This window comes from Luteimonas sp. e5 (assembly GCF_054031035.1).
In genome coordinates this window covers 1-16,374 of sequence record NZ_JBSTRX010000005.1, presented here as the reverse complement: position 1 = coordinate 16,374, position 16,374 = coordinate 1, and the positions used below count along the sequence as shown (strand labels likewise).

The following is a 16,374-nucleotide window of genomic DNA, read 5'->3' as shown; positions in this document are numbered from 1 at the left end:
GATCAACCCGGTGGCGATGGACGAAGGCCTGCGCTTCGCGATCCGCGAAGGTGGCCGCACGGTCGGCGCCGGCGTGGTGGCGAAGATCGAAAAGTGATCCGCTGCGTGTGCGCCATGGCGCACACGTGACTGCCGACGCACCCGAGGGTGCGGGGGCGAAAACGGCAACGGCGGCCCTGGCCGCCATTGCCATTTCAAGCAACACGCAAAAACCGATACGCCAGTAGCTCAATTGGCAGAGCAGCGGTCTCCAAAACCGCAGGTTGGGGGTTCGAGTCCCTCCTGGCGTGCCATCCGGCCTTCGGGTCGGGATGCTGCCCGCGTGGTGGCATCCAGCAGGAAACGGACAACGAGTGAACAGCAAGGTCGTCAGCGGCAAGCCGCAACCCCATTCCAGCGCCGACATCGCCAAGTTCGTGGTGGCCGGCCTGCTGGTGGCGGCTGGCGTGTTCGTTTTTTACTGGTTCTCCGGGCAGTGGCAGACCTGGATGCGGGTCGCGGCGGTGGTCGCTGGACTGGTGCTGGGCTTCCTCGTGTTCATGAGCTCCAGCCGCGGCCCCTGGCTGCGCGAGTTCGTGTCCGAGACCCGGTTCGAATTGCGCAAGGTGGTCTGGCCCACGCGCCAGGAAACCATGCGCACCACCTGGATCGTGATGCTCGTGGTGGTGATCATCAGCCTGCTGCTGGGCGGCTTTGACCTGCTCATCTCGCAGTTCACCAAGCTGCTCTGGGGCTGAGACAACAAGGAAGGGATACGTGGAAGCGACGGCAACCGACAACATGCGCTGGTACGTGGTGCACGCCTATTCGGGCTTCGAGAAGTCCGTGGCGCAGGCGCTGCGTGACCGCATTGCGCGGATGGAGATGCAGGATCGCTTCGGTGAGGTGATCGTGCCCACCGAGGAAGTGGTGGAGATGCGAGGCGGGCAGAAGCGCCGTTCCGAGCGCAAGTTTTTCCCCGGCTACGTGCTGGTGCAGATCGCCACCCAGGACGAAGGCGGCATCCCGCGCATCGACAGTGAATCCTGGCACCTGGTCAAGGAGACGCCGCGCGTGATGGGCTTCATCGGCGGCACCGCCGACAAGCCGCTGCCGATCTCCGACGCGGAAGCCGACACCATCCTGCAGCGGGTGCAGGACGGGGTGGAGAAGCCGCGTCCGAAGGTGCTGTTCGAAGCCGGCGAGATGGTGCGCGTCACCGATGGTCCGTTCAACGATTTCAACGGCGTGGTCGAGGAAGTCAATTACGAGAAGAGCCGGGTCCGCGTGGCGGTCCTGATCTTCGGTCGCTCCACCCCGGTGGAGCTGGAATTCGGTCAGGTCGAGAAGGCTTGACCAAGGGCGGATGCCGGGGCTCGTGCGCCGGCATCCTGATTCAAGCAGACGGGGAGTCCCGCAGCCGCATGGCGTGCAGACGAATGAACCCGAGGAGAACACAACGTGGCAAAGAAAGTCATTGGCTACATCAAGCTGCAGGTGAAGGCCGGTCAGGCCAACCCCTCGCCGCCGGTCGGTCCGGCACTGGGCCAGCGCGGCCTCAACATCATGGAGTTCTGCAAGGCGTTCAACGCCGCCACGCAGAAGATGGAACCGGGCCTGCCGATCCCGACCGTGATCACCGCCTATTCCGATCGCACCTTCACCTTCATCACCAAGACGCCGCCGGCGACCATCCTGCTGAAGAAGGCCGCGGGCGTGCAGACCGGCTCGGCCAAGCCCAATACCGACAAGGTGGGCAAGGTGACCCGCGCCCAGCTCGAAGAGATCGCCAAGGCGAAGGAACCGGATTTGACTGCCGCCGATCTGGACGCGGCCGTGCGCACCATCGCGGGCTCGGCCCGTGCGATGGGCCTGTCGGTGGAGGAATAAGAACATGGCACTGAGCAAGCGACAGAAGGCAATCGCCGCGGCGGTGGAGCCGGGCAAGGCCTACCCGATCGATGAAGCCCTGAAGATCGTCAAGGAGCACAGCAAGACCAAGTTCATCGAAGCGGTGGACGTGGCGGTGCGCCTGGGCGTGGATGCGCGCAAGTCCGACCAGCAGGTGCGCGGCTCGACCGTTCTGCCGGCCGGTACCGGCAAGAGCGTGCGCGTGGCCGTGTTCGTGCCGGCCGGTGCCAAGGCCGACGAGGCGCTGGCGGCCGGCGCCGACGCGGTGGGCATGGACGACCTGGCCGAGAAGATGCAGGGCGGCGACCTGAACTACGACGTGGTCATCGCCACCCCGGACGCGATGCGCGTGGTCGGCAAGCTCGGCACCCTGCTCGGTCCGCGTGGCCTGATGCCCAACCCCAAGGTCGGCACCGTCTCCCCGAACCCGGGTGAAGCGGTCAAGAACGCCAAGGGCGGCCAGGTGCGCTACCGCACCGACAAGGCCGGCATCATCCACTGCACCATCGGCAAGGCCGACTTCGAAGCCGACAAGCTGAAGGAGAACCTGACCGCGCTGCTGGGTGACCTGGTCAAGGCCCGTCCGGCCACCGCCAAGGGCACCTACCTGCAGAAGATCTCGATCAGCTCGACCATGGGTCCGGGCGTGATCGTCGATCAGGCTTCGCTGGCACTGAAGTAAGAAGGCAGAAGTGAGTGAAGAGAAGTGAGGAGTGAGAAAACTCCCCTCTCTTCCTCTCTTCAGCAAAAAACAATCGGAGCGTTGTGCAGCAGAGTGCGAACGCGGGGATCTTCTCTCGTTTCTCACTCCTATTCACTCACTCCTCGCTTTTGAAGGCGTCGCGGCAGCAGCAAGTCGCCGCGGAGCCATCAAAGACCGCAGGTGCGGTCAGCGCGCATCGACGACGGGCAGGGAAGCTCGGCACGGCACGGAATCGCCGTCGATGCAAGCGGGATCGCTTAATCCAGCTCTCGCGAGCCGCCTGCGCAGATGGTCGCCCTTCTGGAAGTTTCTGGGTTGTCCCGGTTCAGAAGCGCACCAGCGGGATGCACGCATCCCCCGATGTCAAGGATGGCATCGCCCAGTCCCGTCAACCGCTGGAGCGGTGGGCGGCAAACCCAACAGGAGTGCATATGGCTCTGAATCTCTCGCAAAAGAAGGACGTCGTTGCCGAAGTGGCGGATATCGCCGGCAAGGCGCACTCCCTGATCGCAGCCGAGTACGCAGGCACCACGGTCGAACAGATGACCGCGATGCGCAAGAAGGCTCGCGAAACCGGCGTGTACTTGAAAGTCGTCAAGAACACGCTGGCCGCGCGCGCCGTCGAAGGCACGGAATTCGAGGTCGCCAAGAACGATCTCGTCGGTCCGCTGCTGTACGCGTTCTCGACCGAGGAGCCCGGCGCCGCCGGTCGCCTGATCAAGGAGTTCGCCAAGGGCAACGACAAGCTGCAAGCGAAACTGGTGGTGGTGGGCGGTCAGCAGTACCCGGCCAGCCATGTCGACGTGTTGGCCTCGCTGCCGACCCTCGACCAGGCTCTGGGCATGCTGGCGCGCGTGCTGGCCGAACCGGCGGCGATGTTCGCCCGCGCGGTCAAGGCCGTGGCCGACCAGCAGGGCGGTGGCGATGCCGCTGCCGCCGAGGCTGCCCCGGCCGAAGGCGAAGCTGCCGAAGCATCGGCCTGATCCACCCGGTTTTCCCAACCCGTTTGAAATCCACTGAGGTAAATCACATGTCTCTCACCAACGAACAGATCGTCGACGCGATCGCCGAAAAGAACCTGATGGAAGTGATGGAGCTGGTCAAGGCCATCGAAGACAAGTTCGGTGTCTCCGCTGCCGCTCCGGTTGCCGTCGCTGCCGGCCCGGCCGCTGCCGCCGGCCCGTCCGAAGAGCAGACCGAGTTCGACGTCGTGCTGAAGGCCGTCGGCGACAAGAAGGTCGAGGTCATCAAGGCGGTCCGCGCGATCACCGGCCTGGGCCTGAAGGAAGCCAAGGACATGGTCGAAGGCGCGCCGCAGACCGTCAAGGAAGGCGCTTCCAAGGAAGACGCCGAGAAGTTCAAGAAGGATCTGGAAGCCGCTGGCGCCCAGGTCGAACTCAAGTAAGTGCGACATGATCGCCGCCGCATGACGGCGATCAACAGGGGCTGGGGACGCGAAAACGTCCCCGGCCTTTGCTCGTTGTCGGACCGCGAGGCGGCCCGGCGCGAAAACCGAGTCGACAATCGGAAGTAGCGGGAGAGGGCGTGCTGGTGCCGGCAATACCAGCGACTTCCCATTGTCGATTCCCGTCCCCCGGACGGAAATCCGGTCATCCGGCGGCTGCGCCCGCCCCTGACAATCGAGGTACTGCCACATGGCCACCGCGTCCACCACGCACCTGTCCCTGACCGAGAAGAAGCGCGTTCGCAAGAACTTCGGCAAGCGCCGCTCGATTCTCGAAGTCCCCTATCTGCTGGCGATCCAGGTCGACTCCTACCGCGAGTTCCTGCAAGCCGACACGCCGATGAACCAGCGCGCCGAGCAGGGCCTGCATGCGGCGCTGAAGTCGGTGTTCCCGATCACCAGCTACAACGGCTATGCCGCACTGGAATACGTCGGCTACACCTTGGGCGAGCCGCTGTTCGACGAGCGCGAGTGCCGCAACCGTGGCCTGTCCTACGGTGCGCCGCTGCGGGTGACCGTGCGCCTGGTGATCTATGACCGCGAGTCCTCCTCGAAGGCGATCAAGTACGTCAAGGAGCAGGAGGTGTACATGGGCGAAGTGCCGCTCATGACCGACAACGGCACCTTCATCGTCAATGGCACCGAGCGCGTCATCGTCAGCCAGCTGCACCGCTCGCCGGGCGTGTTCTTCGACCATGACCGCGGCAAGACGCACAGCTCGGGCAAGCTGCTGTACAGCGCCCGCATCATCCCCTACCGCGGCTCCTGGCTCGACTTCGAGTTCGACCCCAAGGACGCGCTCTACACCCGCATCGACCGCCGCCGCAAGCTGCCGGTCAGCGTGCTGCTGCGTGCGCTGGGCTATTCCAACGAGGAAATGCTCAACGAGTTCTTCGAGATCAACACCTTCCACATCGACCCGTCCGAAGGCGTGGAGATGGAACTGGTGGCCGAGCGTCTGCGCGGCGAGACCCTCGAGTTCGACTTGGCCGACGGCGACAAGGTGATCGTCGAGGCCGGCAAGCGCATCACCGCGCGCCACGTCAAGCAGCTGGAGCAGTCCGGTATCTCCGCGCTGGCGGTGCCCGACAGCTACATCACCGGGCGCATCCTCTCGCACGACGTGGTCGATACCGCCAGCGGCGAGCTGCTGGCCGCGGCCAATGACGAGATCACCGAGGAGCATCTGGAAGCCTTCCGCAAGGCCGGCATCGCCGCCGTCGGCACGCTGTGGGTGAACGACCTCGACCGTGGCCCGTACCTGTCCAACACGCTGCGTGTGGACCACACCCGCACCCAGTTCGAGGCGCTGGTCGAGATCTACCGCATGATGCGTCCCGGCGAGCCGCCTACCAAGGATGCCGCGCAGAACCTGTTCCACAACCTGTTCTTCACCTTCGAGCGCTACGACCTCTCCGCCGTGGGCCGGATGAAGTTCAACCGTCGCCTCGGCCGCAAGGAGGTCACCGGCGCCTCGGTGCTGTACGACCACAAGTACCTGTCGCAGCGTGGTGACGACGAGTCCAAGCGCCTGGTCGAGGCCAATGGCGAAGGCTCCGACATCCTCGACGTGATCCGCGTGCTGACCGAGATCCGCAATGGTCGCGGCGTGGTCGACGACATCGACCACCTCGGCAACCGTCGCGTGCGTTCGGTCGGCGAGATGGCGGAAAACACCTTCCGCGTCGGTCTGGTGCGCGTCGAGCGCGCGGTGCGCGAGCGCCTGACCATGGCCGAAGCCGATGGCCTGACCCCGCAGGACCTGATCAACGCCAAGCCGGTGGCAGCGGCGATGAAGGAGTTCTTCGGCTCCTCGCAGCTGTCGCAGTTCATGGACCAGGACAACCCGCTGTCGGAAGTGACGCACAAGCGTCGCGTCTCCGCGCTCGGCCCGGGCGGTCTGACCCGCGAACGCGCCGGCTTCGAGGTGCGTGACGTGCACCCGACCCATTACGGTCGCGTGTGCACCATCGAAACCCCGGAAGGCCCGAACATCGGCCTGATCAACTCGCTGGCCGTGTTCGCCCGTACCAACAGCTACGGCTTCCTCGAGACGCCGTACCGCAAGGTGGTGAACGGCAAGGTCACCGACCAGATCGAATACCTCTCGGCAATCGAGGAAAACGAGTTCGTCATCGCCCAGGCCAATGCGCCGCACGACGCCAAGGGCAACCTCAGCGAGGAGTTCATCAATTGCCGCTACCAGGGCGATACCCAGCTGCGTCCACCGTCCGAGGTGGACTTCATGGACGTCTCGCCGATGCAGACCGTGTCGGTGGCGGCGGCGCTGGTGCCGTTCCTCGAGCATGACGACGCCAACCGCGCACTGATGGGCGCCAACATGCAGCGTCAGGCGGTGCCGACCCTGCGTGCCGAGAAGCCGCTGGTCGGCACCGGCATCGAGCGCGCGGTGGCGCGCGACTCGGGCGTGACGGTGAACGCGCGCCGCGGTGGCGTGATCGAGCAGATGGATGCCGCGCGCATCGTGGTCAAGGTCAACGAGGACGAGATCGTCGGCGAGACCGATGCCGGCGTCGACATCTACAGCCTGGTCAAGTACACCCGCTCCAACCAGAACACCTGCATCAACCAGCGTCCGCTGGTGGAAGTGGGTGATGTGGTGGAAGCCGGCGACGTGCTGGCCGACGGCCCCTCGACCGATATCGGCGAGCTGGCCCTGGGGCAGAACGTGCTGGTCGCGTTCATGCCGTGGAACGGCTACAACTTCGAGGACTCGATCCTGCTCTCCGAGCGCGTGGTGGAGGAAGACCGTTACACCACCATCCACATCGAGGAACTGACCTGCGTCGCGCGCGACACCAAGCTGGGTGCGGAGGAAATCTCCGCCGACATCCCCAACGTGGCCGAGCATGCGCTCAATCGCCTGGACGAGTCCGGCGTGGTCTTCATCGGCGCCGAGGTGCGCGCCGGTGACATCCTCGTCGGCAAGGTCACGCCCAAGGGCGAGGCCCAGCTGACGCCGGAGGAGAAGCTGCTGCGTGCGATCTTCGGCGAGAAGGCGTCCGACGTGAAGGACAGCTCGCTGCGCGTGCCGCCGGGCATGGACGGCACCGTGATCGACGTGCAGGTGTTCACCCGCGACGGCGTGGAGATGGACAAGCGCGCGATCCGCATCAAGGAAGAGGAAGTGCGTCAGGTCAAGAAGGACTTCGACGACCAGCGCATGATCCTGGAGACGGCGATCTTCGCGCGCCTGCGCGCCCAACTGCTGGGCAAGACCGCCAATGCCGGCGGCGGCCTGAAGAAGGGCGAGACGGTGACCTCGCTGGTGCTTGACCAGACCCGTCCGCGCGACTGGTTCCACTTCAACATGAAGGACGAGGACGCGGCCGAGGCCATCGACCGCGCGCAGAAGCAGATCGCGCTGCACGAGAAGGAGTTCGAGCGTCGCTTCGAGGACAAGCGCGCCAAGATCAACCAGGGCGATGACCTCGCCCCGGGCGTGCTGAAGATGGTCAAGGTGTTCCTCGCGGTGAAGCGCCGCATCCAGCCCGGCGACAAGATGGCCGGCCGCCACGGCAACAAGGGCGTGGTGTCGAACATCGTGCCGGTCGAGGACATGCCTTACCTCGCCGACGGCCAGACCGTGGACATCGTGCTCAACCCGCTGGGCGTGCCCTCGCGCATGAACATCGGCCAGATCCTGGAAGTGCACCTGGGCTGGGCGGCCAAGGGTCTGGGTCGCAAGATCCAGCAGATGCTCGATGCGCAGGCCAAGGTGGCCGAGCTGCGCAAGTTCCTCGACCGCATCTACAACCACGATGCCAAGGCCAAGGCGGAAGGGCTGGTCGATCTGTCGCAGTTCAGCGACGAGGAGCTGCTGACCCTGGCGCGCAACCTGACCGATGGCGTGCCGATGGCGACGCCGGTGTTCGACGGTGCCGAGGAGGCCGAGATCAAGGCCATGCTGGAGCTTGCCGACCTGCCGACCAGCGGTCAGGCGCAGTTGTACGACGGCCGTACCGGCGAGGCGTTCGACCGCCAGACCACCGTCGGCTACATGCACATGCTCAAGCTCAACCACCTGGTGGACGACAAGATGCATGCACGCAGCACCGGCCCGTACTCGCTGGTCACCCAGCAGCCGCTGGGCGGCAAGGCGCAGTTCGGCGGCCAGCGCTTCGGTGAAATGGAAGTCTGGGCGCTGGAAGCCTACGGCGCGGCCTACACCCTGCAGGAAATGCTGACGGTCAAGTCGGACGACGTGCAGGGCCGCAACCAGATGTACAAGAACATCGTCGACGGCGACTACGACATGGTTGCCGGCATGCCCGAATCGTTCAACGTGCTGGTCAAGGAAATCCGCTCGCTCGGCATCAACATGGAGCTGGAAGAGCACTGACGCCACACCGCGGCGGGCGCGCGACCCGATCAACGCGCCCGCCACGCGGCCCATCGCCAGTGATTCCTTCCCGACTCCGCGGAGACATGAAATGAAAGACTTGCTCAACCTGTTCAACCAGCAGCGCACCCTGCCGGACTTCGACGCGATCAAGATCGCCCTGGCCAGTCCCGACCTGATCCGTTCGTGGTCGTTCGGCGAGGTGAAGAAGCCCGAAACCATCAACTACCGCACCTTCCGTCCGGAGCGTGATGGCCTGTTCTGCTCGGCCATCTTCGGCCCGGTGAAGGACTACGAGTGCCTGTGCGGCAAGTACAAGCGCATGAAGCACCGTGGCGTGGTATGCGAGAAGTGCGGCACCGAGGTGACCTTGGCCAAGGTGCGCCGCGAGCGCATGGGCCACATCGACCTGGCCGCGCCGGTCGCGCACATCTGGTTCCTCAAGTCGCTGCCCTCGCGCATCGGCCTGATGCTGGACATGACCCTGCGCGACATCGAGCGCATCCTCTATTTCGAAGCCTATGTGGTCACCGAGCCGGGCCTGACCCCGCTCGAGCAGGGCCAGCTGCTCAATGAGGAGCAGTACATGCAGGCACGCCAGGAGCATGGCGACGACTTCGATGCCGCGATGGGTGCCGAAGCGGTGTTCGACCTGCTGCGCGACGTCGATCTGCAGGCCGAGATGGTCAAGCTGAAGGAAGAGATCGCCGCCACCGGTTCGGAAACCAAGCTCAAGCGCCTGACCAAGCGCATCAAGCTGGTCGAGGCGTTCCTCGAATCGGGCAACCGTCCCGAGTGGATGATCATGACCGTGCTGCCGGTGCTGCCGCCCGACCTGCGTCCGCTGGTGCCGCTGGATGGTGGCCGCTTCGCCACTTCCGACCTCAATGATCTGTACCGCCGCGTCATCAACCGCAACAACCGCCTGCGCCGCCTGCTGGAACTGGCCGCGCCGGACATCATCGTGCGCAACGAGAAGCGCATGCTGCAGGAGTCGGTCGATGCGCTGATGGACAACGGCCGCCGTGGCCGTGCCATCACCGGCACCAACAAGCGCGCGCTGAAGTCGCTGGCCGACATGATCAAGGGCAAGCAGGGCCGCTTCCGCCAGAACCTGCTCGGCAAGCGCGTGGACTATTCGGGCCGTTCGGTGATCGTGGTCGGCCCGACCCTGCGCCTGCACGAATGCGGCCTGCCGAAGAAGATGGCGCTGGAGCTGTTCAAGCCGTTCATCTTCGCCAAGCTGCAGCATCGCGGCCTGGCCACCACCATCAAGGCGGCGAAGAAGCTGGTCGAGCGCGAGGAAGCCGAGGTCTGGGACATCCTGGAAGAGGTGATCCGCGAGCATCCGGTGCTGCTGAACCGTGCGCCGACGCTGCATCGCCTCGGCATCCAGGCCTTCGAGCCGGTGCTGATCGAGGGCAAGGCGATCCAGCTGCATCCGCTGGTGTGTACCGCGTTCAACGCCGACTTCGACGGTGACCAGATGGCCGTGCACGTGCCGCTGTCGCTGGAGGCGCAGCTCGAAGCGCGCGCGCTGATGATGTCGTCCAACAACATCCTCTCGCCGGCCAATGGCGAGCCGATCATCGTGCCCTCGCAGGACGTGGTGCTCGGCCTGTACTACATGACCCGCGCGCTGGAGAACAAGCAGGGCGAGGGCATGGCATTCGCCAACGTGTCGGAGGCCAAGCGCGCCTACGACAACCGCGTGGTCGACCTGCACGCCAAGGTCAAGGTGCGCATCACCGATTACATCAAGGGCGAGGATGGCGAGCGCGTGCCGCATACCGAGATCGTGGACACCACGGTCGGTCGCGCGCTGCTGGCCGACATCCTGCCCAAGGGCCTGTCCTATTCGCTGGTCAACACCGAGTTGAACAAGAAGGCGATCAGCCGCCTGATCAACGAGTGCTACCGTCGCCTGGGCCTGAAGGACACCGTGGTGTTCGCCGACCAGCTGATGTACATGGGCTTCAGCTATGCCACCCGCGCCGGCGTGTCGATCGGCATCGACGACATGATCATTCCCGCGGAGAAGGCCGGCATCCTCGACGAGGCCGAGGCCGAAGTGCTGGAAATCCAGCAGCAGTACCAGTCGGGCCTGGTCACCGCCGGTGAGCGCTACAACAAGGTGGTCGACATCTGGTCGCGCACCAACGAGCGCGTGGCCAAGGCGATGATGGACACCATCGGCTTCGACACCGTGCAGAACGCCAAGGGCGAGAAGATCGAGCAGAAGTCGATGAACTCGATCTACATCATGGCCGACTCCGGCGCGCGTGGCTCGCAGGCGCAGATCCGCCAGCTGGCCGGCATGCGCGGCCTGATGGCCAAGCCCGACGGCTCGATCATCGAAACCCCGATCACCGCGAACTTCCGCGAGGGCCTCAACGTCCTGCAGTACTTCATCTCCACCCACGGTGCGCGCAAGGGCCTGGCCGATACCGCGCTGAAGACCGCGAACTCCGGTTACCTGACCCGTCGCCTGGTCGACGTGGCGCAGGACGTGGTCATCACCGAGGACGATTGCGGCACCCGCGACGGCCTGACCATGACCCCGATCGTGGAAGGCGGCGACGTGGTCGAGCCGCTGCGTGACCGCGTGCTCGGCCGCGTGGTGGCCGAGGACGTGTTCCTGCCGGGCAACGACGAAGAGCCGATCGTCACCCGCAACACGTTGCTCGACGAAGCCTGGGTGCAGAAGCTGGAGGACGCCGGCGTGCAGCTGGTCAAGGTGCGCTCGACGATCACCTGCGATGCGCCGTTCGGCGTGTGTGCGCAGTGCTACGGGCGCGACCTCGGCCGTGGCCACCTGGTCAACATGGGCGAGGCGGTCGGCGTGGTCGCGGCGCAGTCGATCGGCGAGCCGGGCACGCAGCTGACCATGCGTACCTTCCACATCGGTGGTGCGGCCTCGCGTGCGGCGGCGATCGACAACGTGACGATCAAGACCACCGGCTCGATCAAGTTCAACAACCTCAAGACCGTGGCGCACGAAAGCGGCGGCGTGGTGGCGGTGTCGCGTTCGGGCGAGCTGTCGGTGCTGGACGAGCATGGCCGCGAGCGCGAGCGCTACAAACTGCCCTACGGCGCCACCATCGCGGTGCCGGAAGGTGCCGAGGTCAAGGCCGGGCAGACCATCGCCCATTGGGATCCGCACAACCACCCGATCGTGTCGGAAGTGGCCGGTTTCGTGCGCTTCTTCGATTTCGTCGATGGCGTGACGGTGATCGAGAAGACCGACGAGCTGACCGGCCTCGCCTCGCGCGAGATCACCGATCCGAAGCGTCGCGGCTCGCAAGCCAAGGACCTGCGTCCGCTGGTGCGCATCGTCGATGCCAAGGGCAATGACCTCAACATCCCGGGCACCGACCTGCCGGCGCAGTACCTGCTGCCGCCGCGCTCGGTGGTGAACCTGCAGGATGGTGCCGCGGTCGGCGTGGGCGACGTCGTCGCCAAGATCCCGCAGGAAGCGTCCAAGACCCGCGACATCACCGGTGGTCTGCCGCGCGTGGCCGACCTGTTCGAAGCGCGCAAGCCGAAGGAAGCGGCGATCCTCGCCGAGATTTCCGGCGTGGTCAGCTTCGGCAAGGACACCAAGGGCAAGCAGCGCCTGATCATCAAGGGTCCGGACGGCATCGACCACGAGGAGCTGATTCCCAAGTACCGCCAGATCATCGTGTTCGAGGGCGAGCACGTGGGCAAGGGCGATACCGTGGTGGATGGCGAGCCCAACCCGCAGGACATCCTGCGCCTGAAGGGCATCGAGGAACTGGCCGCCTACCTGACCAAGGAGATCCAGGACGTCTACCGCCTGCAGGGCGTGAAGATCAACGACAAGCACATCGAGGTGATCATCCGCCAGATGCTGCGCAAGGTCGAAATCACCGACGGTGGCGATTCGCGCTACCTGGTCGGCGAGCAGGCCGAGCGCCAGCGCGTGCTGGAGGACAACGAGAAGCTCGAGGCGCGCAGCGAGTTGCCTGCGCAGTTCCAGCCGGTGCTGCTGGGCATCACCAAGGCCTCGCTGGCGACCGAGTCGTTCATCTCCGCGGCGTCGTTCCAGGAGACCACCCGCGTGCTGACCGAGGCCGCCGTGCGCGGCACCCGCGACTCGCTGCGCGGGCTGAAGGAGAACGTGATCGTCGGTCGCCTGATCCCGGCCGGTACCGGTCTGGCCTACCACAGCCAGCGCCGCCGCCGCGCCGCCGGCGAACTGAGCGAAGCCGAGATGGACGTGCTTTCCGCCGCTGCCGAGGAAGACGCCGTGGTGGAAACCCCGGTGGAGCAGGTGATGATCGAGGAATCGGCCGAAGGCGGCAGCGAAGCCTGAGCCACGCGCCCGCCCTTGCATTGGCAGGGGCGGGCGGGTTAAAATCCTTCAGTTAGTTGTCCGGCAGCCCCCAGGGGCTGCCCAGTACCCGAAATGAGGCGCAGGAGGCGGCTCGTGTTCGGCACAGGGATGCGCGGGGTGGTGCGGTGGGCCGCAGGTTGCGGCGCCCGCACGCTTTGGATGGCTTGCGCCGGCGGAAATGCCGCGTGCGAGCCTGCTCTTTTTTGTCTTTCGCCCGCACGGTCGGGCGGAATCCTCCAACGGCCCTCGGGTCGCAGAAACATCTGGAAAAGCATGGCCACCATCAATCAGCTGGTCCGCAAGCCGCGGAAACCGGAAACCTATCAGAGCGATTCGCCCGCGTTGCAGAATTGCCCGCAGCGCCGTGGCGTGTGCACCCGCGTGTACACCACCACGCCCAAGAAGCCCAACTCGGCCATGCGCAAGGTGGCCAAGGTGCGCCTGACCAACGGCTACGAGGTGATCTCCTACATCGGCGGCGAAGGCCACAACCTGCAGGAGCACAGCGTGGTGCTGATCCGCGGCGGTCGCGTCAAGGACCTGCCGGGCGTGCGCTACCACACCGTGCGCGGTTCGCTGGACGCCGCCGGCGTCGCCAAGCGCCGCCAGCGCCGCTCCAAGTACGGCGCCAAGCGTCCCAAGTAAGCGCTTCGCCGCGCGTTCCGTTCCGTGGCCGCATGGCGGCCCGGCCAGAGCACTACTGAAGAGATTTCAACATGTCCCGTAAAGGCAATACCCCGCAGCGTTCGGTGCTGCCCGATCCCAAGCACGGCAGCGAAACCATCGCGCGCTTCATCAACATGGTGATGCTGAGCGGCAAGAAGTCGGTCGCCGAGCGCATCGTGTACGGCGCGATGGACTCCATCGACGAGAAGAACGGCAATGCGCTGGAGCTGGTCGAGAAGGCGCTGGGCAACGTCGCGCCGACGGTCGAGGTCAAGTCGCGCCGCGTTGGCGGTGCCACCTACCAGGTGCCGGTCGAAGTGCGTGCCTCGCGCCGCATGGCGCTGGCGATGCGCTGGCTGATCGAGGCGGCGCGCAAGCGTGGCGAGAACTCGATGCCGCGCAAGCTGGCCGCCGAACTGATCGATGCCGCCGAGAACCGTGGCGGTGCAGTCAAGAAGCGCGAGGAAGTGCACCGCATGGCCGAAGCCAACAAGGCCTTCGCCCACTTCCGCTGGTAAGCCCCCGGGCGCGCTCCGCACGCGGGGCGCGCAGGGCGGGGCCGAGCCCCGCCGCATCTTCCAGGGGCCGCCGACCAGGCGGCGTCTGGCCATTTGAAGCCCGCATCGGCGGGCAAGCGTAGAGAGAGACGACCGTGGCCCGCACCACTCCCATCGAGCGTTACCGCAACTTCGGCATCATGGCGCACATCGACGCCGGCAAGACCACCACCTCCGAGCGCATCCTGTTCTACACCGGCGTGAACCACAAGTTGGGTGAAACCCACGAAGGTTCGGCCACCATGGACTGGATGGAGCAGGAGCAGGAGCGCGGCATCACCATCACCTCCGCCGCGACCACCGCGTTCTGGACCGGCATGGACAAGTCGATGCCGCAGCACCGCTTCAACATCATCGACACCCCCGGGCACGTGGACTTCACCATCGAGGTCGAGCGCAGCCTGCGCGTGCTCGACGGCGCGGTGTTCGTGCTGTGTGCGGTCGGTGGCGTGCAGCCGCAGTCCGAGACGGTGTGGCGCCAGGCCAACAAGTACCGCGTGCCGCGTCTTGCGTTCGTCAACAAGATGGATCGCACCGGCGCCAACTTCGACAAGGTCGTCGACCAGCTCAAGACCCGCCTGGGCGCCTACCCGGTGCCGATGCAGGTACCGGTCGGTGCCGAAGACGGCTTCGAAGGCGTGATCGACCTGCTGAAGATGAAGGCGATCCACTGGGATTCGGCCTCGCAGGGCACCACCTTCGAATACCGCGACATCCCCGCCGAGCTGCAGTCCAAGGCCGACGAAGCCCGCAGCTTCATGGTCGAGGCCGCGGCCGAGGCCAGCGAAGAGCTGATGGACAAGTACCTCGACGAAGGCGACCTGTCCGAGCAGGAAATCATTGCCGGCTTGCGCGCACGCACGCTGAAGACCGAGATCGTTCCGGTGTTCTGCGGCACCGCGTTCAAGAACAAGGGCGTGCAGGCCATGCTCGATGGCGTGGTCAACCTGCTGCCCTCGCCGGTGGACGTGCCGCCGGTGGTGGGCGTGGACGAGAAGGAAAACGAAGCCACCCGTCCGGCCGATGACAACGCGCCGTTCTCCGCGCTGGCGTTCAAGATCATGACCGACCCCTATGTCGGTTCGCTGACCTTCTTCCGCGCCTACTCCGGCGTGCTCAATGCCGGTGATCAGGTGTACAACCCGATCAAGATGAAGAAGGAACGCATCGGCCGCATCCTGCAGATGCACTCCAACGACCGCGCCGAAATCAAGGAAGTGCGCGCCGGCGACATCGCCGCCGCAGTGGGCCTGAAGGATGTCACCACCGGTGACACCCTGTGCGCGCAGGACGCGATCATCACCCTGGAGCGGATGAGCTTCCCCGAGCCGGTGATCTCGATGGCGGTGGAGCCCAAGACCAAGTCCGACCAGGAGAAGATGGGCATTGCCCTGGGCCGTCTGGCGCAGGAGGATCCGTCCTTCCGCGTGCGCACTGACGAGGAATCGGGCCAGACCATCATCGCCGGCATGGGCGAGCTGCACCTGGACATCCTGGTCGAGCGCATGAAGCGCGAGTTCAATGTCGAGGCCAACGTCGGCAAGCCGCAGGTGGCCTACCGCGAAACCATCCGCAAGCCGGTCAAGTCCGAAGGCAAGTTCGTGCGCCAGTCCGGCGGCAAGGGCCAGTTCGGTCACGTGTGGCTGGAAATCGAGCCGCAGGAAGCCGGTGCAGGCTACGAGTTCGAAAACGCCATCGTCGGTGGCGTGGTGCCGAAGGAATACATCCCCGCGGTGGACAAGGGCATCCAGGAGGCGATGGCCAACGGCATCCTCGCCGGCTATCCGATCGTCGACGTCAAGGTGCGCCTGGTCGATGGCTCGTACCACGAGGTCGACTCCTCGGAAATGGCGTTCAAGATCGCCGGTTCGATGGGCTTCAAGGAAGGCTTCCACAAGGCCAGCCCGGTGCTGCTGGAGCCGATGATGAAGGTCGAGATCGTCACCCCCGAGGATTACCTCGGTGACGTGATGGGCGACGTCAGCCGTCGTCGCGGCATCCTCCAGGGCCAGGACGACAGCCCCTCGGGCAAGGTCATCAACGCGATGATCCCGCTGGGCGAGATGTTCGGTTACGCCACCCAGCTGCGCTCGATGTCGCAGGGTCGCGCCACCTTCACCATGGAGTTCGACCATTACGCCGAAGCCCCCGCCAACATCGCCGAAGCGGCGATGAAGAAGGGCTGATCCGGCCGCAGCGGGGTGCATGGCAGGCCATGCATCCCGCATCCCCGCAACCTGTTTCCCCTACATCCCCAATCCAGAGGTTCCAGCAATGGCAAAGGAAAAGTTCGAGCGCACCAAGCCCCACGTGAACGTGGGCACGATTGGTCACGTTGACCACGGCAAGACGACGCTGACGGCGGCGCTGACG

At 65.3% G+C, this 16,374-nt stretch carries 13 protein-coding genes and 1 tRNA gene; all 14 read left to right on the top strand.

Going from position 1 to position 16,374, the window contains the following annotated elements:
- Positions 1-97, top strand: a 97-nt coding sequence (locus ACW11F_RS12405; protein WP_456997264.1) for an EF-Tu C-terminal domain-related protein, incomplete at its 5' end; no start/stop codon positions are given.
- Positions 98-217: 120 nt separating this feature from the next.
- A tRNA-Trp gene (locus tag ACW11F_RS12400) sits at positions 218-293 on the top strand.
- Positions 294-353: 60 nt separating this feature from the next.
- On the top strand, positions 354-737 hold the full coding sequence (secE, locus tag ACW11F_RS12395) for a preprotein translocase subunit SecE (RefSeq protein ID WP_456997262.1): 384 nt from the start codon (positions 354-356) through the stop codon (positions 735-737).
- 43 nt (positions 738-780) lie between these two features.
- Positions 781-1,335 carry a transcription termination/antitermination protein NusG gene (gene nusG, locus ACW11F_RS12390; RefSeq protein ID WP_456997263.1) on the top strand — a complete coding sequence of 185 codons (555 nt, stop codon included), beginning with the start codon at positions 781-783 and terminating at the stop codon, positions 1,333-1,335.
- A 105-nt stretch (positions 1,336-1,440) separates the two neighbouring features.
- Entirely contained in the window at positions 1,441-1,869 is a 429-nt protein-coding gene (gene rplK, locus ACW11F_RS12385; protein ID WP_456997260.1) for a 50S ribosomal protein L11, read from the top strand.
- A gap of 4 nt (positions 1,870-1,873) precedes the next feature.
- On the top strand, positions 1,874-2,572 hold the full coding sequence (rplA, locus tag ACW11F_RS12380; RefSeq protein WP_456997259.1) for a 50S ribosomal protein L1: 699 nt from the start codon (positions 1,874-1,876) through the stop codon (positions 2,570-2,572).
- 452 nt (positions 2,573-3,024) lie between these two features.
- Positions 3,025-3,576, top strand: coding sequence for a 50S ribosomal protein L10 (rplJ, locus tag ACW11F_RS12375; RefSeq protein ID WP_456997258.1), 552 nt, complete (start codon positions 3,025-3,027; stop codon positions 3,574-3,576).
- 47 nt (positions 3,577-3,623) lie between these two features.
- On the top strand, positions 3,624-3,998 hold the full coding sequence (gene rplL, locus ACW11F_RS12370) for a 50S ribosomal protein L7/L12 (protein WP_456997257.1): 375 nt from the start codon (positions 3,624-3,626) through the stop codon (positions 3,996-3,998).
- A 250-nt stretch (positions 3,999-4,248) separates the two neighbouring features.
- Positions 4,249-8,421 (top strand): DNA-directed RNA polymerase subunit beta, encoded by a 4,173-nt coding sequence (rpoB, locus tag ACW11F_RS12365; protein WP_456997256.1) that lies wholly within the window; start codon positions 4,249-4,251, stop codon positions 8,419-8,421.
- Positions 8,422-8,512: 91 nt separating this feature from the next.
- Complete coding sequence (gene rpoC / locus ACW11F_RS12360) at positions 8,513-12,757, top strand: DNA-directed RNA polymerase subunit beta' (RefSeq protein WP_456997255.1); 4,245 nt, start codon at positions 8,513-8,515, stop codon at positions 12,755-12,757.
- 294 nt (positions 12,758-13,051) lie between these two features.
- On the top strand, positions 13,052-13,423 hold the full coding sequence (gene rpsL / locus ACW11F_RS12355) for a 30S ribosomal protein S12 (RefSeq protein ID WP_456997254.1): 372 nt from the start codon (positions 13,052-13,054) through the stop codon (positions 13,421-13,423).
- 71 nt (positions 13,424-13,494) lie between these two features.
- On the top strand, positions 13,495-13,962 hold the full coding sequence (gene rpsG / locus ACW11F_RS12350) for a 30S ribosomal protein S7 (protein WP_456997253.1): 468 nt from the start codon (positions 13,495-13,497) through the stop codon (positions 13,960-13,962).
- Between the two features lie 134 nt (positions 13,963-14,096).
- Positions 14,097-16,187 (top strand): elongation factor G, encoded by a 2,091-nt coding sequence (gene fusA / locus ACW11F_RS12345; RefSeq protein ID WP_456997251.1) that lies wholly within the window; start codon positions 14,097-14,099, stop codon positions 16,185-16,187.
- A gap of 88 nt (positions 16,188-16,275) precedes the next feature.
- A partial coding sequence (locus tag ACW11F_RS12340; RefSeq protein WP_281648559.1) for a GTP-binding protein occupies positions 16,276-16,374 on the top strand: 99 nt, incomplete at its 3' end.